The sequence below is a fragment of the Ruegeria sp. BHSC223 genome, from assembly GCF_059613025.1.
In genome coordinates this window covers 480,519-497,192 of the sequence record NZ_JBXWRR010000001.1, presented here as the reverse complement: position 1 = coordinate 497,192, position 16,674 = coordinate 480,519, and the positions used below count along the sequence as shown (strand labels likewise).

Below are 16,674 nucleotides of genomic sequence, written 5' to 3'. Positions count from 1 at the left end.
ATGGCAGGGCATGCATCAGTATTGGAGGACGGCAGCGCGCTGAGCCGTCTGGACCGGGCGCTCTTGCGGCTGGAGCGGGTCCTGGCGCTGATCAGCGGGCTGGCGGTGTTTGCGCTGATGCTGCTGGCGGTGGTTTCGGTTGGCGGGCGCAACACGATGAACGCGCCCTTGCCCGGCTATGTCGACTGGATCGAGCAGGCGATGTCGCTGATCGCCTTCATGGGGATCGCCTTTGTCCAGCGCGAGGGCGGCCATATCCGGATGGACCTGTTCATCGGGCGGCTTCAGGGCCGGGCGCTGTGGCTGTTCGAGCTGATCTCGGTGCTGCTGATCCTGGGCTTGATGATGCTTCTGGTCTGGGGCAGCTGGGCGCATTTCCTGCGCGCCTTTGACATCAACGCGCCGCTCTGGAGCCGCGACAGCTCGATTGATATCGGCATTCCGCTCTGGCCCGCCAAATTGCTGGCGCCGGTGGCGTTTTCGGTTCTGTGCCTGCGGTTGGTTTTGCAGGTCTGGGGCTATGGCCGGGCCTTTCTGCTGGGGCTTGATGCGCCGGTAGCGGTGCCGCTGATCCAGGATGTGGCCGCCCAGGCGGCGGCCGAGGCCGAGCAACTGGCGGGGCATGACAATGGATAGTATCGAGATCGGCCTCTGGGTCACCGGCGGGCTGCTGGTTCTGGTTCTGACCGGCATGCGCGTGGCCTTTGCCGCCGCGCTGGCGGGGCTGGTGGGGCTCATCTGGATCTTCTGGTCGAAGAAGGGCTATGACCCCGAGGATTTCGGCTGGGCGCTGACGGTGGCGGTCAAGACGGCGGGGCAGGTGCCCCATTCCAAGGTGGCCAGCCAGGCGCTGAGCCTGATCCCCACCTTCATCCTGATCGGTTACCTCGCCTATTATGCGGGGCTGACGCGGGCGCTGTTCGAGGCGGCCAAGCGCTGGATGGCCTGGGTGCCGGGCGGGCTGGCGGTATCGACCGTGTTTGCCACCGCGGGCTTTGCGGCGGTGTCCGGGGCGTCGGTCGCGACCTCTGCCGTGTTCGCCCGCATCGCCATCCCCGAGATGTTGGCAATCGGCTATAACAAGCGTTTTGCGGCGGGCGTGGTGGCGGCGGCGGGGACATTGGCCTCGCTGATCCCGCCCTCGGCGATCCTGGTGATCTATGCCATCATCGTCGAGCAGGACGTGGGCAAGCTGTTGCTGGCGGGCTTCGTGCCTGGTGCGTTCAGCGCGGTGATCTATGTGGCGCTGATCGTGGGCATCGCGGTGGTGTTCAAATCGGTGGGCCCGCCGGTGACCGGCTTTACCTGGCGCCAGCGGTTCGCGTCGCTGCCTGGCGCGCTGCCCATCGTCTTTGTCGTCGTGATCATCATCTTCTTTGTCTACAACCCCTTTGGCGGCGATGCCTGGGGAACGCCTACCGAGGGCGGCGCGCTGGGGGCCTTTGTGGTGTTCTGCATGGCCGTGCTGCGCGGCATGAAATGGGCCGAGTTCAAGAGCGCGCTGATAGAGACCGCCAAGCTGACGGTGATGATCTTTACCATCATCTGGGGGGTGCTGATTTATGTGCGCTTCCTTGGCTTTGCCGATCTGCCGGGGGCGTTTTCCGACTGGATCACCAGCCTGCACATGTCGCCGATTCTGATCCTGATCTGTATCCTGTTGGCCTATGCGGTGCTGGGCATGTTCATGGACGCGATCGGCATGCTGCTCTTGACCCTGCCGGTGGTCTATCCGGCGGTGATGGCGCTGAACGGGGGCGAGGCGGTCAGCGCGGCCGACAGCGCGTTCGGCATGTCGGGTCCGATGTGTGCGATCTGGTTTGGTATCCTGGTGGTGAAAATGGCCGAGTTCTGCCTGATCACCCCGCCCATCGGCCTCAACTGTTTCGTGGTGGCCGGTGTGCGCCCAGACCTGAGCGTGCAGGACGTGTTCCGCGGTGTCATGCCGTTCTTTGTCGCCGATGCCGTGACCATCGGCCTGCTGGTCGCCTTTCCCCAGATCGTTCTCTGGCTGCCGACATTGGCCGGGTAGAGCGTCGTTGACCCCTGCCCAATGCCACGATACGGCAACGGGCAGGGCAGGGGGACAGACCGGATGCAGATCGAGACCGTCATCTATGTGCTGCTTGGCGGTCTGGCGGGCGGTTTCGTCAACGGGCTTGCGGGCATGGGCACCTCGCTTTTTGCGCTGGGGTTCTTTCTGGTGGTGCTCGACCCGGTTTCGGCGGTGGCGCTGACCGCGCTTCTGGCGGTTCTGGCGGGGGTGCAGGGCCTCTGGATCTCGCGTTCGGTGCTTTGGGAGGATCCGCGTCGTTGGCTGCGCTTCACCCTGCCGGGCATTCTGGGCGTTCCGCTTGGGCTGATGCTGCTGGACTGGGTCGATCCGGCGGTGCTGCGCCGGATCATCGCGGCGGGGCTGGTCCTATACGGTGGTTACTTCGGCCTGCGCCGGTCCTTGCCCCGGCTAGAGGGACAGTATCGCTGGATCGACCGTGCCCTGGGGTTCATTGGCGGCATTCTGGGTGGCTTTGCCTCGCTGTCGGGCGTGCTGCCGACCATCTGGCTGTCGATGCGGGCCTGGCCCCGGGCCGAGACACGGGCGGTGCTGCAAAGCTACAACTTTTCGATCCTGCTCATCACCGTTGCCGGGCTGGCCCTGCGCGGCGCCTACGAGGCGCAGGTCTGGACCGCTTTCGCCGTGGTGCTGCCGGCCGGCGTATTGGCGGCGCAGGCTGGGATCTTCGCCTTTCGCCGCATCACCGACGCGCAGTTCCAGCGCCTTTTGGTGCTGCTCTGCCTCTGCCTGGGGCTGGGAATGCTGATGCGCGAGGTGCTGGCAGGGTGAGCGGCGGTCGCACAGGCAACCGTCAACGCTGTTGCCTTGACAGATCCGACGCGCGCGGCTCTGGTCGGGCGCGGGCCTGTCCGGGGCCAGTCGGAGAGGCGTCATGACCACGCTCGACCTGATGCTCTTTGCCAGCGCGGTGCTGTTGCTGGCGGGGACGATCAAGGGCTTTATCGGCTTGGGCCTGCCCACCGTGTCGCTGGCACTGCTGACGCTTGGCACCGATCCGCGCATGGCGATCACGCTGATCCTGATGCCGATGCTGCTCAGCAATCTCTGGCAGATGGCGCGGGGCGGGCCGTTAGGCATATTGCTGCGCCGGTATGGCCGGTTCGCGCTGGTGCTGGGCCTGTCGGTGGGGCTGACCGCCTGGTTCAGTCGCGCGGCGGGCGACCGGCTGCTGATGGGGGCGCTGGGGGCGATCCTGCTGCTTTACGCACTGCTCGACAGCCTGCGCCGGGTGCCGCCGCTGCCCGAACGCCACGTTGGTTTGATCGAGGTGATCTGGGCTGCACTCACAGGCGTGATCGGCGGATTGACCGCGGGTTGGGGCGGGCCGATGGCAATGTATCTCAGCGCCCGCCGCGCGCCGAGGGACGAGTTCGTGCAGGCCAGCGGTCTGCTCATTGCCGCCGGCAGTCTGCCGCTGATGCTCTCCTATGTGGCAGCGGGCCACGCCGATCCACGCGGGCTGGGTCTCTCCGCTGTGCTACTGGCGCCCACCTTCGCGGGCTTTGCCTTGGGCGAGCGCCTGCGCCACCGTGCCGCCCCGGCCCTGTTCCGCCGCGCTCTAATCCTGCTCTTCGTGGTGCTGGGCGCAAACCTGATCTGGCGCGCGCTCGGCAGCTAGCCCCTCAAAGTGGGAGCCACTCGAGCCGATCAGTGCGCGCGTGCATTAACCTGGTGACACAGTTGGTGTCCAGATCCACGATCCGATAGGAGGGCGGCCCGAAGTTGTCGGGGCACCGGTCTTGGCCAGGGTCCTGAACCGGTGAAACGCGGCGCAAATGTGCCGGCCAGCAGGCTCTCTCGAAGCCAGACTGATCGACGCTCGTAAGCGATGAGAACAATACGAGATACCGGATGGAGCTTCATCCTGAGTTCCCAATTATGACCGGACGGATGAACGTCACTTTGCCGCCAGCGGTTTAGCCCAATCCTCCGATGCTGTGCCGGGTAATCGACGCGCCATGCAACAGGTCGGACTCCTTGAGGTCGGGCAAAGACTGATTTCCGGCCGAAGCGCGGATGCGGCGTGGGCTGGCAATCTCGCCCGAGAGGTGGCGTCTCATTGCCAACTTGACGGTTAGCCAGAGCCTACGGCTAGGCGCCGCCATGCGGCCCGAGGGGCAGGCCGAGCGGATCTCGCGCATTGGTTTGAAACCTTCCCGATCCTGGGGGGCGCAGTGCGACCAGCAGGCGGGCACTCCGTCGGGCGGTGAACGCAGATGCTTGCGATTAGCCGCGCGCTGATGTCTGAGCCGCGCATCCTGCTGCTCGTCGCGCCCCGGCCGACCACGGTGACCTCTCTCTTTCGTAGACTGGCCCGTCGGTCTGGGCGCGATCCGGGCCTGCTCGCTGCAACTTTTCGAAGGCGCTGACCATGGCTGTAGTGATCGTTGCATGATGCAGTCCTTACACCGCACCGTGCTGCGGCTGGCTATACGGACGTCGCTGAATTTCGAGATGGTGCGGCTGAGCGGTATCCGCGAAACCAGGCCTTTGCCATGGCGCTCACGATTTCCGGGCCGTCAGCGGGGATCGTCTGTGTCTTCACCATGACGCGGCGTGGACCGGTCGATCCGCATCTGGGGCGTGGTCCGGCGCTCATACCCTTGTGCCTGCGTTTAGACTGCCTTGGCAGCCTGCCCGGAGCGGTTTTGGTCGGGTTTCTTCCGGGCGCTCTCTCGTTCGACAAGGTGTGAACCCGGTAACGGGCCCCGACCTGATGCAGGGGGCGCGTGACGCGGTGTGGAGCATGACCGACCTGGATTCCGCTGCCACTGGAGGGTAAGCGCACAGAAAGCGTATATGCTCCGTTCGGTCTGAGGCGGCCTGAACATCAGCGAGATCGTGGAGATGCCGAACTGTACCATCAGTCTCTGCTTTCCCAAGACCGCGCCGGTGTAAGGGCCTCGCTGGGTTGGCCCGGATTTCCCACGGATTTGTCATTATACTTTTCCGGCGGACCGAGTTCGGACATCGAGCGAAGTCGGTCGGCTCCGTCAGGCAAACGGCGCGAAGGAGGATGCGCCTAGAAACGTTGCCCGACATAGATGTAGAGCAGGTCCTCGCCTACGCTGTTGCGGCTGAGATCGACTGAGAAATCCAGCGGGAACTTTCGCGATAGGCGGTAGCGCGCGCCGACCCCCCAGGCCGAGCGCACGGTGTCGAGAGAGAAATCCGCAAAGCGTCGCCCGGTGGTGCCGACCCCGCCAAAGGCCACGACGCCCAGCCTGTTTCCCAGGCGCTGGCGCAACTCGACCTGAAGCGAGGCCGAGCGCTGGTCGAGAAATTCGGTGACGGAATAGCCCCGGAACCCGTCCGTGCCGCCCAGCGAGCAGAGATCGAAAAAGGGCGTGTCGGAACTGGCCCCGCAGACCGAGGCGGCGGCGGCAAGCACCGCCCCTTTCCAGGGCTTGTGATAGACCGCAAGGTTCAGATAGGCGCGGGAATAGTCGCCCGTCACTCCTTCGAGCGTGAGACCGCGCGTGGCTTCGAAATCGATCAGCGCGCCCTGGGTCGGATAGATGGTGTCGTCGCGTGTATCGAGGCTGGCGACGAGGCCGGGACTGACGATGCGCATCGAGGTGAACCGGTTGAACGGCGGCGGCAGCGGTGGGAGGCCGGTGCGGGCAAGGTCGATCGTGGTGTCGAGATAGCGCAGCGACAGGCCCGCCGAAAACTGTGGGGTGAACCCGTAGGACAGGCTCACCCGGGCCAGTTCCCCTTTTTGGTGGATCGGAAGCAGGCCGATCCCTGTATGCAGGTCATAGTTCAGGTTGGCACGGGCATAGAGGCTTTCGATCTGCCAGCGATTGTTGTCAAAGGCGAAATTGCCCGCAAGCCCCACGCCCTCGCTGCCATTGTCCGATCTCAGCGCCCCGATGCCGATCATCGAGGGTTTGGAGGCCGGGTCCAGCGTAAAGAGATATCCTGCCCCCAGCACCAGCCCCGATCCGATGGTCGGGTTGGAAAAAGGGATCGGTGCCACCACGAAGGAGCCCCGACGAAATCCGGGCAGCTCTTCCTTCTCGACCGAGGTGAAGCGGCCGACTTCGGTTTCCAGCGTGGACTTGCCCGCCTGGGCGGCCGCTTGCGGCGCCGACCAGAGACACAGCAACAGCCCGGCGGCAAGCGCGCAAAGCGGGTGCCAAAGCCCCACATTGCCGCGCCTGCCGCCGGGCCGGGTCATGGGCCTATTCGCCCTGGGTCTGTTCGTTGACGGCTTGGCTGGCGGCGGCGGCAACCGCCGATTTCTGCTCGGGCGTCATATGTTCGGCGTCGTCGAGACCGGGAATGGCCACGCGCACCTCGCGGCGGGCAAAGTCGATGCCGTTGGCCTTGAACTCGGCTTTGACCTTGTTGAAGATCTCCTTGCGCAGGGTGAACTGCTTGCCGGGCTTGGCCATGAACTTGCCCCGGATGATCATGCCGACATCGTCGAAATCGAACACGCCCTGCGATTTGAACGGTTGCAGGAAGCCTTCGGCATGGGTCGGGTCGGCCATCATCTCGGCGCCGATCTTCTTGAAGATCTTCTTGACCTTGTTGGGATCGGTGTCGAAAGGCACGGTGAACTTCAGCTTCATGATTACCCAGTCGCGGCTGAAATTGGTCAGCTTGGCGATCTCGCCATAGGGGATCGTGTGCACCGGGCCGCGATGGTGGCGCAGCTGCATCGAGCGGATAGAGATCTTTTCGACCGTGCCGGTGGTGCCGCCCACATCGACATATTCACCCACGCGGAACGCGTCGTCGATCAGGAAGAACACCCCGCCCACGATGTCGGCGACCAGTTTCTGGGCACCGAAACCGATGGCCAGGCCGAGGATCCCGGCACCGGCCAGCAGCGGCGTGATGTCCAGCCCCAGCGCCCCCAGGGCCAAGAGGCCGAAGATCACCGCGATGGCGACCTGCGCCGTGACGCGCATCAGGGGCAGAACGGTCACCAGGCGCGAGCCTCCGGCGCCACCGCCTTCGCCCGCTTCCTCGTCCGGGCTTTGATCGACCGCCGTTTGCTCCTTTGCCAGGCGACGGTTGATCCAGAGCGAAATGACCTCGTCCAGAATGTAACCCACGGCAATGATGATCAGGAACTGGATGACCGCCCCGCCAACATCGGATCCGGCACCCGCCACGTTGCGCAGGTCGATCTGCCAGGCATTGGCGATCATCAGAACGACAAAGACCCCGGCCAGAACCCGGCCAATGCGGATATAGCTGCGCTTGGTGGCGCGATAGGCCTGTTCGGCAATGGCGCCGGTGCCGATGATCGGCGGTTGCAGATGCCGCACCAGCCCCCGGATCAGGGTGTCGATGGCCGGGGCCATCAGCAGCCAGAACATGGTCACGTAATGAGCGCCCGCGCCCACATTGGCCAGAACCGCCATGTCGCGGATCGCCACGAAATATTCGACGATCAGCCAGACAACGGCCGAGACCGCGATGGCGAAATAGGGGTAGTAGCTGGCGACCTTCTCGTCGAATGCGGTACGGTCGGGATCATCGCCACGCATCATCTCGGTCAGGCCACTGCGCGCGGTCCAGGCGATCAGCGCGATATAGATATGGATCGAACTGTTCAGCCAGAATCCCAGCCGCATATCCCCCATCGCCACGCCGTTCAGATTATTGAAGGTGACGATGAACAGGGTAAAGCCGATCAGCAGGAACAGGCCGATCTGGTTGCGGTGCAGATACTGCGCCCAGCGGTCATCGGCATTGACCAGCCGCAGATCGGGCCGGTTCGGCGCCAGGATAAAGCGCGAGATCGCCGCCCCCAGACGCGGCAACCAGATCAGGTAGAGCACGAAGGGCGCCGCATAGGCGATCTGTTCGGGCTCCAGCAGGCGGCGTCCGACAAAGACCAGGGTATAGTAGAACACGACCAGCCCCAGAACCTCGCGGCAGAACCGCCGGAACAGATAACTGACCGCGCCGCGCAAGTCGTCGGAAGCAGCAGCGGGGTCAGCCTTGATCCACGAGCGGGTCACATAGACCGCCAGCTTTTCGGCGGCGAAGCCGATTGCAAGGGCCAACAGGGTGTAGCCGAACAGGGTGGCCATGCCCGCGCTGCCCAGCGAGTTTGCGAAATTCGACAGCGCCTCGCCCTGTTTCGTCACCAGCAGCGGCACCTTGCGCAGGGCATCCAGCCACGAGGCGACCAGCGCCTTGGCGGCGTCACCGACCCGGGCGATGGGCCCCTTGCGCGGTTCGGGCTGTTCCTGGCTGGCCTGCGCTACGGCATCCAGCCGCTCCAGCAGCAGGGCGCGGACCTGATCGTCGGACAGGCGCGCGACCAGATCGTCGACCTGGTCGGGGGTCAGGTCGTCGGGAACTGTGGGTGTGGTTTCCGCCGCGCTGCCCGAGGGCAACGGAACCTGGGCCGCCAACGGGACGGATATACAGAACAGGGCGGCCAGCAGGGCCAGCACCTTGAATAGCGGTTTCATGAATTGCCCTCGTGTATTCTTTATATGTTCCGTTTCTACCGCGCGTTGGCGTGAACTCAAACAGTTTCACCGGAAAGAGAGCGGTTCCGGGCGAAAGACGAAAAAAAAGGCCGAGCACTAAGCTCGGCCATAGTCCAACAGGTAGGTATGAAGGTGACGAGCGTCTAAGCATCATCGCCTTCGAGTGCTGATTTAGGAGGCATGGGGCGTTTCTTCAAGAACTTTGATGTCGCAGGTGCAGCATTCCCGCTATGCAACTGTTGCATGGCTGGTCAAAATCAGAGAATCCCCAACTCCTTCAGCTGTTTGCGATGGGCGATGATCTCTTCCTGAACGAAGTCGCGGAAGGCCGCGACCCGCTGGGAATGACGCAGCTCCTCTGGATAGGCCAGATAGACCGGGACCTGGGCCGATTTGATATCGGGCAGGACATGGATGAGGTCGGGGAAATCCTGTGTCACATAGTCGGGCAGGACGCCGATGCCCAGATTGTGCAGCACGCCCTGAAGCACGCCGAAATAGTTGTTCACCGTCAGCAGCGACGAAGGGTTGTAGGCCAGCAGGTGCTGAGCCAGCACCACGCTGGCACCCACCTGGGCGGCGTTGGTGTTCTGGCAGATCAGCCGGTGTTCGCTGATGTCGCTGATATCCTGCGGCGTGCCCGCCGAGTCGAGATAGGCGCGGGTGGCATAGAGCTTCATCTCGACGGTCATCAGCCGTTTGCGGATCAGATCGGCCTGGCTGGGCTCTTTCATGCGGATGGCCACGTCGGCCTCGCGCATGGGCAGGTCCAGCACCCGTTCCTCGAGCATCAGATCGACCTTGAGGTCGGGATATTTCTGGTAGAGCGCGGTCAGGCGCGGCGCCAGCCACAAGGTGCCAAAGCCAAAGGTGGTGGTGACGCGCAATTCGCCGAACACCTCTTCCTCGCTGTCGCGGATGCGGGCGGCGGCGGCATCCAGACGCTTGGCCATGGATTTCGTAGCGTCAAACAGCAGCTCACCCTGCTCGGTCAGAATCAGGCCACGCGCATGGCGGTGAAAGAGCGTCGCGTTCAACGATTCCTCGAGCGCGCGGATCTGACGGCTGACCGCCGATTGCGACAGGTTCAGACGGTCGCCCGCATGGGTCAGGCTGCCCGCATCGGCAACCGCGTGAAATATCCGAAGCTTGTCCCAGTCCATATCCGCAACTTTCTTTATGCGCCCGATCACCTATATGAAACACATGACAAATTCCACAAGGAACGATGTATAACTGCGCGTGAAGGCGAAAAAACCACCTATGCAGGTCAGCAATTGTGACCTATATTTGGGCATCAATGACAAGCCGGTCCGGCGCAGGGGAGACGTCTGATGAGCCAACCCAAACTTACGCTAAATGACAAGTTCGATCTGGAGAAGAGTCCGGTTCTGCTGAATGGCACCCAGGCCCTGGTTCGCCTGATGTTGATGCAGAAAGCGCGCGATGCCGCCGCCGGATTGAGCACCGCCGGTCTGGTCACCGGCTATCGCGGTTCGCCGCTGGGCGCGGTCGATTTGCAGATGAGCCGGGCGCAAAAGCAGCTGAACGCGGCCGATGTCACCTTTCAGTTCGGGCTGAACGAGGATCTGGCGGCCACCGCGCTGTGGGGCAGTCAACAGGCGGGGCTGCGCGGTGACGGCAAATATGACGGCGTATTTGGCCTGTGGTACGGCAAGGGGCCGGGGGTGGACCGTTCGGGCGACGTGATGCGCCACGCCAACATGGCCGGCACCGCCAAACATGGTGGCGTCCTGATGGCGATGGGCGACGACCACACCGGCGAAAGCTCGACCGTGCTGCACCAGTCGGAATGGGCGCTGGTCGATGCCTATATGCCGGTGGTCAGCCCCGCAGGTGTGCAGGAAATCCTTGATTACGGTATCTACGGCTATGCGCTCAGCCGGTTCTCGGGCCTTTGGGTGGGTCTCAAGACCATGAAGGACACGATCGAGGTGACCTCGGTCGTGGATGGCCGTCCCGACCGGATGCAACTGGTGACCCCGGAATTCGACATGCCCGAGGGCGGGTTGAACATCCGACTGGGTGACACGCCGCACCTGCAAGAGGGGCGGATCATCGATTACAAACGCTTTGCCGCCGAGGCGTTCAGCCGCGCCAACCGGATGGACAAGCGGGTCTGGGGCAAGCCGGGCGCCAAGATCGGCATCGCCGCGGCGGGCAAGAACTGGCTCGACCTGGTGCATGCGATGTCGCTCTTGAACATCGACGAGGCTGAGGCCGAGCGGCTGGGCATCACCACCTACAAGGTCGGCCAGACCTTTCCGCTGGACATGCAGAGCTTTCATGACTGGGCCGAAGATCTCGACCTGGTGGTGATTGTCGAGGAAAAGCGCAAGCTGATCGAGGTGCAGGTCAAGGAAGCCATCTTTGACGACCGTCAGGGGCGCCGCGTCTATGGCTGGTACAAGGGCGGTGCCGGGGCGCTGCACCGAGAGGAACTGTTCCCGACCCGGGGCGCGCTGGACCCGATCCTGATCGCCGAGAAGCTGGGCGCGATCTTTATCGAAGAGGGGCGCGAGACCGATGGGATCCGCGCCGGCCTGAACGCGCTGGCCGATGCGCGGCGCAACGACAACGCGCAGGAAATCGCGTCGCGCCTGCCGTATTTCTGCTCGGGTTGCCCGCATAACAGTTCGACCAAGGTGCCCGATGGCAGCCGCGCCTATGCCGGGATCGGCTGTCACTATATGGTGCAGTGGATGGACCGGAACACCCAAGGGTTCACCCATATGGGCGGTGAAGGGGCGAACTGGATCGGCGAGGCGCCGTTTTCCAAGACCAAGCACGTGTTCCAGAACCTGGGCGATGGCACTTATAACCATTCGGGCGTGCAGGCGATTCGCGCCGCCTTGGCGGCTGGCACCAACATCACCTATAAGATCCTGTTCAACGACGCGGTCGCAATGACCGGCGGACAGGAGAACGAAGGCGATTTGACCGCGCCCCGCATCGTGGCCGAGCTGAAGGCGATGGGCGTCAAGGAACTGGCCGTTGTATATGACGACAAGGAGGATATGGACCGCTCGCAGTTCCCCTCGGGGGTGCCGTTCCACGAGCGGGCGGAGCTGATGCAGGTGCAAAAGCGCTTCCGCGAGATCGAGGGCGTCAGCGCCATAGTCTATATCCAGACCTGCGCCGCCGAGAAACGCCGCCGCCGCAAGCGCGGCACCTTCCCCGACCCGGACAAGCGGGTGTTCATCAACACCGATATCTGCGAGGGCTGCGGCGATTGCGGGGTGCAGTCGAACTGTGTCTCGATCGTGCCCAAGGAAACCGAACTGGGCCGCAAACGCGCCATCGACCAGTCCTCGTGCAACAAGGACTTCTCTTGCGTCAAGGGGTTCTGCCCGTCCTTCGTGACGGTGCAGGGCGCCAAGATCCGCAAGGAGGCCACAGCCGAGATCGACCTGCCGCATCTGCCGATGCCGAACCTGCCCGCCATCTCCGGCACCCATAACGTGGTGATCACCGGTGTCGGCGGTACCGGCGTGGTGACCATCGGCGCGGTACTGGCGCAGGCCGCCCAGATCGACGGCAAGGGCGCGGGCATGATGGAGATGGCGGGGTTGGCGCAAAAGGGCGGCGCGGTGCATATCCATTGCCGCATCGCCAACCGGCCCGAGGATATCAGCGCCATCCGCGTCGCCACCGGCGAGGCGCATGCGCTGATCGGCGGCGACCTTGTGGTCAGCGCCGGGGCCAAGACGCTGGGCCTGACCCGCACCGGAACCACAGGCGCGGTGGTCAACAGCCACGAGATCATCACCGGTGATTTCACCCGCAACACCGATTTCACCATCCCCGCCGATCGGCTGAGCCTTGCGCTTGAGGCGCGATTGAAAGAGCGGCTGGACCTGTTCGATGCATCAGAGCTGGCGCGCGCAGTGATGGGCGATTCGATCTATTCCAACATGATGGTGTTCGGCGCCGCCTGGCAGCGCGGGCTGCTGCCGGTCAGCCACGAGGCCATCATGCAGGCGATCGAACTGAACGGTGCCGCGGTCGAACGCAACAAGCGCGCCTTCGACATCGGCCGCTGGGCGGTGCTGCACCCGGACGAGGCCGCGCGGCTGATCCGGCCCGGCGTGGTCGAGTTGCCGAAATCGCCCGAGGACAAGATCGCCTATCGCGCCGAACATCTGACTGCCTATCAGGGCGCGCGACTGGCCAAGCGCTATCGCAAGCTGGTCGACGCGATCGAGGACGGCGATCTGCGCGCGGCGGTGGCCGAGGGCTATCACAAGCTCTTGTCCTACAAGGATGAATACGAGGTGGCGCGCCTGCTGCTCGACAGCCGCGACAAGGCCGCGGCCGAGTTTGATGGCGATCTGAAGCTGACCCTGCACCTGTCGCCGCCGATCCTGGGCGGTAAAGATGCGGATGGGCGCCCGAAAAAGCGCGAGTTTTCCGAGCGCTGGCTGGGGCTCTTCAAGTTGCTCGCGCGGATGAAGGGACTGCGCGGCACGCCGTTCGATCTGTTCGGCTATACCGCCGAGCGCAAGATGGAGAGGGCGCTGATCCGGCAATATGAAAAGGACATGCGCGAGGTGCTGCTGAAACTCGACAGCCGCACCCGCGATGCCATCGTGGCGCTGGCACGGCTGCCGTTGGACATCCGCGGCTTTGGCCCGGTGAAGATGGCAAACGAGGCCAAGGCCGCCAAGCGGCGCGAGGAGTTGCTGTCGGTGATCCGTCATGGCGGGCCGGAACTGGCAAAAGCGGCGGAATAACGCGTCATTTGACTGTTACAGGCTCTATGCAAAATCCAGGACTGCCCCTATTTCAGGGGCAGTTTTTTTTCGGAGCTATTCATGACCGCACAGCGCCATATCGCCCGCGATATCAGCTATGCCCATTCCGCCGCGACCAGGGGAGGACGGGCGGTGATCCGCCTGATGGAGAACACCACCGGTCGTCTGGGCCTGATCCGCCGGGCGCAGGGATACGAACGCGAAGTGGCGCGGGGCCGCGATTTCTGGGCGGTGATGGCCGAGCGATATGGCCTGACACTGGATGTGGTGGGCGGAGAATTGGCGAATATTCCACAGGACGGCCCGCTGATCCTGATCGCCAATCATCCCTACGGCATCCTCGACGGGCTGATGATGGGGCATATCCTGTCTCACACACGGGGAGATTTCCGCATCATTGCAAACCGCGTGTTCCGCAAGGCCGAGGATATCAACCGGATCATCCTGCCGATCTCGTTCGATGACACCCGTGAGGCCATGCAGCTGAACATCGACACCCGCCGACAGGCGTTGAACTATCTGGGGCAGGATGGCGCGATCGGCATCTTTCCCGGCGGCACCGTCTCGACCGGGCTGCATCCGTTCTCGCATCCGATGGATCCGGGCTGGCGCGGTTTTACCGCGCGAATGGTGGCGAAATCCAACGCGGTGGTGGTACCGGTGTTCTTTGACGGCCATACCAGCCGGTTGTTCCAGATCGCCAGCCATCTGCATTCGACCCTGCGCATGGGTCTGTTGATCAAGGAATTCCGCAAACGGGTGGATACGCCGGTGCGGGTGGTGGTGGGCCAGCCCATTGGGCGCGACATTCTGGACCCCTTGGCGCGGGACACGCGCAAGATGATGGATTTTCTGCGCAAGGCGACGTATGAGCTGTCTCCGACGCCGCTCAAGTCCTATGACTACGGCTATGAATTCGAGGAACGGCATCGCGCCTGAAGGGAAAGATGGCAGTAGGGATATTCGATTCGGGCCTGGGTGGTCTGACCGTACTGGAAGCCGCGCAGAAACGGTTGCCGGAGGTAGAGTTCCTCTACTATGCCGACAGCGCCCATGCGCCTTATGGGGTGCGCACGCCTGAGGATATCTTTCAACTGACGCGCGCGGCGGTGCATGATTTGTGGAACCGGGGTTGTGACCTGGTGATCCTGGCCTGCAACACCGCCAGCGCCGCCGCGCTACGCCGGATGCAGGAAGAGGGCGTGCCGCCGGGCAAGCGGGTGCTGGGCGTGTTCGTGCCGCTGATCGAGGCGCTGACCGAGCGGCAATGGGGCGATAACAGCCCCCCGCGCGAGGTCGAGGTCAAGAACGTCGCACTGTTCGCCACGCCCGCCACCGTAGCCAGCCGCGCGTTCCAGCGCGAACTGGCCTTTCGCGCCATCGGTGTGGATGTCGAGGCGCAGGCTTGCGGTGGTGTGGTCGATGCCATCGAAGAGGGCGACCTGATCCTGGCCGAGGCATTGGTGCGCAGCCATGTGGACGCGCTGAAACGCAAGATGCCCTATCCGCAGGCGGCCATCCTGGGCTGTACGCACTACCCGCTGATGGAGCCGATCTTTCAGGACGCACTGGGCCCCGATGTGCGGGTGTTCAGCCAGGGCAATCTGGTGGCCGACAGCCTGGCCGATTACCTGGAGCGTCACCCGAACATGCGCGGCAGCGGCGCGGCGGGGTATCTCACCACCGGCAAGCCCGCCACCGTCAGCAATCGCGCGACCCAGTTCCTGCGACGACAGATCACCTTTGCCGCCGCCTGACTTCGGTCAAGGCGCGCGCTGCCTCACCGTCTTATGCCCCATGCGGGGCGGTCGCGATGCGACGAAACCACAGTTGAGAAGAGGTCTGACATGACCCACAAGATCGCAATTCTGGGCGCCAGCGGTTACACCGGGGCCGAACTGATCCGGCTGATCGCCGAACATCCGAACATGGAAATCGTCGCCCTGTCGGGCGAGCGCAAGGCCGGGCAGAGCATGGCCGAGGTGTTCCCGCATCTGCGCCATCTGGACCTGCCGGTGCTGTGCAAGATCGACGAGATCGACTTTGCCGGGGTCGACCTGTGCTTTTGTGCCTTGCCGCACAAGACCAGCCAGGAGGTGATCCGCGCCCTGCCTTCAACGCTCAGGATCGTCGATCTGAGCGCCGATTTCCGGCTGCGCGATCCCGAGGCCTATCGTAAATGGTATGGCAACGACCATGTGGCGCTGGAGCAGCAGGCCGAGGCGGTTTACGGCCTGACCGAGTTCTACCGCGACCAGATCCGCACCGCGCGGCTGGTGGCGGGAACGGGCTGTAACGCGGCCACCGGGCAATATGTGCTGCGACCGCTGATCGCCGCCGGCGTCATCGACCTGGACGAGATCATCCTTGACCTGAAATGCGCGGTATCCGGTGCGGGGCGCAGCCTGAAGGAAAACCTGCTGCATGCCGAGCTGAGCGAGGGCTATACCGCCTATGCGGTGGGCGGCACCCACCGGCATCTGGGTGAGTTCGATCAGGAATTCTCGGCGCTGGCCGGGCGTCCGGTGCAGGTGCAGTTCACCCCGCATCTGATCCCCGCCAACCGGGGCATCCTGGCCACCGCCTATGTGCGCGGCGATGCGCAAACCGTGCATCAGACGCTGGCCGCGGCCTATGCGGACGAACCGTTCCTGCATGTGCTGCCCTTTGGCGAGACACCCTCGACCCATCATGTACGCGGCTCGAACCATTGCCATATCGGGGTGACGGGCGACCGTATCGCGGGCCGGGCCATCGTGATCGCGGCGCTGGATAACCTGACAAAAGGTAGCAGTGGCCAGGCCTTGCAGAACGCCAACCTGATGTTAGGTGAAACAGAGACCACCGGGCTGACCATGGCCCCGCTATTCCCGTGAGGACGAGATGAAATCGCTGAAGAAACAACGACGTATCCAGGTGATCATACTGGCCACTGTCGCTCTGGTTCTGGCGACGGGGCTGATCGGCTATGCCATGCGCGACGGCATCAACTTCTTCCGGGCACCCAGCGACATCATCGCCGAACCGCCGCAGCCCAGCGAGACCTTTCGCATCGGCGGGCTGGTCGAGGGCGGCACCCTTGTGCGGGGTCAGGGCGAGACCGTGCGCTTTTCCGTGACCGATGGCGGCGCCAGCGTGCCGGTTGTCTTTACCGGTGTGCTGCCCGATCTCTTTGCCGAGAACCAGGGCATGATCGGCACCGGGCGTTACGTGAATGGCGTCTTTGAAGCTTCTGAAATCCTTGCCAAACATGACGAGACCTATATGCCGAAAGAGGTCATGGACGCGCTCAAGGAGCAGGGCGTCTATCAGGCGCCCGAGAGCTGACACCAAAAACTGAAAGGGCGCCTCCGGCGGG

Annotated in this window: 14 protein-coding genes; 10 read left to right on the top strand and 4 right to left on the bottom strand. The window is 63.7% G+C overall.

The annotated features are described in order from the left end of the window. The 4 genes from AC2FNY_RS02420 (at position 1) to AC2FNY_RS02405 (ending at position 3,695) form a co-directional block, all read left to right on the top strand. A complete protein-coding gene (locus AC2FNY_RS02420) occupies positions 1 to 636 on the top strand; it encodes a TRAP transporter small permease subunit (protein WP_496801519.1) in 636 nt (211 codons plus the stop codon). Then, complete coding sequence (locus AC2FNY_RS02415; RefSeq protein ID WP_496801518.1) at positions 629 to 2,032, top strand: TRAP transporter large permease; 1,404 nt, start codon at positions 629 to 631, stop codon at positions 2,030 to 2,032. The genes AC2FNY_RS02420 and AC2FNY_RS02415 overlap by 8 nt, the downstream gene beginning before the upstream one ends. 63 nt (positions 2,033 to 2,095) lie before the next feature. Then, positions 2,096 to 2,845 (top strand): sulfite exporter TauE/SafE family protein, encoded by a 750-nt coding sequence (locus AC2FNY_RS02410; protein WP_234215825.1) that lies wholly within the window; start codon positions 2,096 to 2,098, stop codon positions 2,843 to 2,845. Positions 2,846 to 2,948: 103 nt separating this feature from the next. After that, the gene (locus AC2FNY_RS02405; protein WP_496801517.1) at positions 2,949 to 3,695 is read left to right on the top strand and encodes a sulfite exporter TauE/SafE family protein; all 747 of its coding nucleotides are present in this window, start codon (positions 2,949 to 2,951) and stop codon (positions 3,693 to 3,695) included. 298 nt (positions 3,696 to 3,993) lie between these two features. On the opposite strand, the gene AC2FNY_RS02400 is transcribed toward AC2FNY_RS02405, so the two are convergent. After that, positions 3,994 to 4,218: a hypothetical protein gene (locus tag AC2FNY_RS02400; RefSeq protein ID WP_234162467.1), complete on the bottom strand. Its 225-nt coding sequence runs from the start codon at positions 4,216 to 4,218 to the stop codon at positions 3,994 to 3,996. A 354-nt stretch (positions 4,219 to 4,572) separates the two neighbouring features. Between AC2FNY_RS02400 and AC2FNY_RS02395 the strand changes: the two genes are divergently transcribed. Then, positions 4,573 to 4,770 (top strand): hypothetical protein, encoded by a 198-nt coding sequence (locus tag AC2FNY_RS02395; protein WP_234166689.1) that lies wholly within the window; start codon positions 4,573 to 4,575, stop codon positions 4,768 to 4,770. A gap of 329 nt (positions 4,771 to 5,099) precedes the next feature. On the opposite strand, the gene AC2FNY_RS02390 is transcribed toward AC2FNY_RS02395, so the two are convergent. From AC2FNY_RS02390 to AC2FNY_RS02380, 3 genes are all read right to left on the bottom strand, one after another. Then, positions 5,100 to 6,260 carry a BamA/TamA family outer membrane protein gene (locus AC2FNY_RS02390; protein WP_234136568.1) on the bottom strand — a complete coding sequence of 387 codons (1,161 nt, stop codon included), beginning with the start codon at positions 6,258 to 6,260 and terminating at the stop codon, positions 5,100 to 5,102. 4 nt (positions 6,261 to 6,264) lie between these two features. After that, positions 6,265 to 8,520, bottom strand: coding sequence for a mechanosensitive ion channel domain-containing protein (locus tag AC2FNY_RS02385; RefSeq protein ID WP_496801516.1), 2,256 nt, complete (start codon positions 8,518 to 8,520; stop codon positions 6,265 to 6,267). A 278-nt stretch (positions 8,521 to 8,798) separates the two neighbouring features. After that, positions 8,799 to 9,704 (bottom strand): LysR family transcriptional regulator, encoded by a 906-nt coding sequence (locus AC2FNY_RS02380; RefSeq protein ID WP_234136570.1) that lies wholly within the window; start codon positions 9,702 to 9,704, stop codon positions 8,799 to 8,801. A gap of 171 nt (positions 9,705 to 9,875) precedes the next feature. Between AC2FNY_RS02380 and AC2FNY_RS02375 the strand changes: the two genes are divergently transcribed. From AC2FNY_RS02375 to ccmE, 5 genes are all read left to right on the top strand, one after another. Continuing rightward, on the top strand, positions 9,876 to 13,295 hold the full coding sequence (locus tag AC2FNY_RS02375) for an indolepyruvate ferredoxin oxidoreductase family protein (protein ID WP_496801515.1): 3,420 nt from the start codon (positions 9,876 to 9,878) through the stop codon (positions 13,293 to 13,295). Positions 13,296 to 13,376: 81 nt separating this feature from the next. Continuing rightward, positions 13,377 to 14,255 (top strand): lysophospholipid acyltransferase family protein, encoded by an 879-nt coding sequence (locus AC2FNY_RS02370; protein WP_234136572.1) that lies wholly within the window; start codon positions 13,377 to 13,379, stop codon positions 14,253 to 14,255. A gap of 8 nt (positions 14,256 to 14,263) precedes the next feature. Beyond that, positions 14,264 to 15,073, top strand: coding sequence for a glutamate racemase (gene murI, locus AC2FNY_RS02365; protein WP_234136573.1), 810 nt, complete (start codon positions 14,264 to 14,266; stop codon positions 15,071 to 15,073). A gap of 90 nt (positions 15,074 to 15,163) precedes the next feature. After that, on the top strand, positions 15,164 to 16,192 hold the full coding sequence (argC, locus tag AC2FNY_RS02360; protein ID WP_496801514.1) for an N-acetyl-gamma-glutamyl-phosphate reductase: 1,029 nt from the start codon (positions 15,164 to 15,166) through the stop codon (positions 16,190 to 16,192). 7 nt (positions 16,193 to 16,199) lie between these two features. Then, on the top strand, positions 16,200 to 16,643 hold the full coding sequence (gene ccmE / locus AC2FNY_RS02355) for a cytochrome c maturation protein CcmE (protein WP_234166683.1): 444 nt from the start codon (positions 16,200 to 16,202) through the stop codon (positions 16,641 to 16,643). The last annotated feature ends 31 nt before the right edge of the window (positions 16,644 to 16,674 follow it).

Coding starts and splice junctions, on each gene's coding strand:
- AC2FNY_RS02420 (WP_496801519.1), top strand. CDS start 1: ATGGCAGGGCATGCATCAGTATTGGAGGACGGCAGCGCGCTGAGCCGT.
- AC2FNY_RS02415 (WP_496801518.1), top strand. CDS start 629: ATGGATAGTATCGAGATCGGCCTCTGGGTCACCGGCGGGCTGCTGGTT.
- AC2FNY_RS02410 (WP_234215825.1), top strand. CDS start 2,096: ATGCAGATCGAGACCGTCATCTATGTGCTGCTTGGCGGTCTGGCGGGC.
- AC2FNY_RS02405 (WP_496801517.1), top strand. CDS start 2,949: ATGACCACGCTCGACCTGATGCTCTTTGCCAGCGCGGTGCTGTTGCTG.
- AC2FNY_RS02400 (WP_234162467.1), bottom strand. CDS start 4,218: ATGCGCGAGATCCGCTCGGCCTGCCCCTCGGGCCGCATGGCGGCGCCT.
- AC2FNY_RS02395 (WP_234166689.1), top strand. CDS start 4,573: ATGGCGCTCACGATTTCCGGGCCGTCAGCGGGGATCGTCTGTGTCTTC.
- AC2FNY_RS02390 (WP_234136568.1), bottom strand. CDS start 6,260: ATGACCCGGCCCGGCGGCAGGCGCGGCAATGTGGGGCTTTGGCACCCG.
- AC2FNY_RS02385 (WP_496801516.1), bottom strand. CDS start 8,520: ATGAAACCGCTATTCAAGGTGCTGGCCCTGCTGGCCGCCCTGTTCTGT.
- AC2FNY_RS02380 (WP_234136570.1), bottom strand. CDS start 9,704: ATGGACTGGGACAAGCTTCGGATATTTCACGCGGTTGCCGATGCGGGC.
- AC2FNY_RS02375 (WP_496801515.1), top strand. CDS start 9,876: ATGAGCCAACCCAAACTTACGCTAAATGACAAGTTCGATCTGGAGAAG.
- AC2FNY_RS02370 (WP_234136572.1), top strand. CDS start 13,377: ATGACCGCACAGCGCCATATCGCCCGCGATATCAGCTATGCCCATTCC.
- murI (WP_234136573.1), top strand. CDS start 14,264: ATGGCAGTAGGGATATTCGATTCGGGCCTGGGTGGTCTGACCGTACTG.
- argC (WP_496801514.1), top strand. CDS start 15,164: ATGACCCACAAGATCGCAATTCTGGGCGCCAGCGGTTACACCGGGGCC.
- ccmE (WP_234166683.1), top strand. CDS start 16,200: ATGAAATCGCTGAAGAAACAACGACGTATCCAGGTGATCATACTGGCC.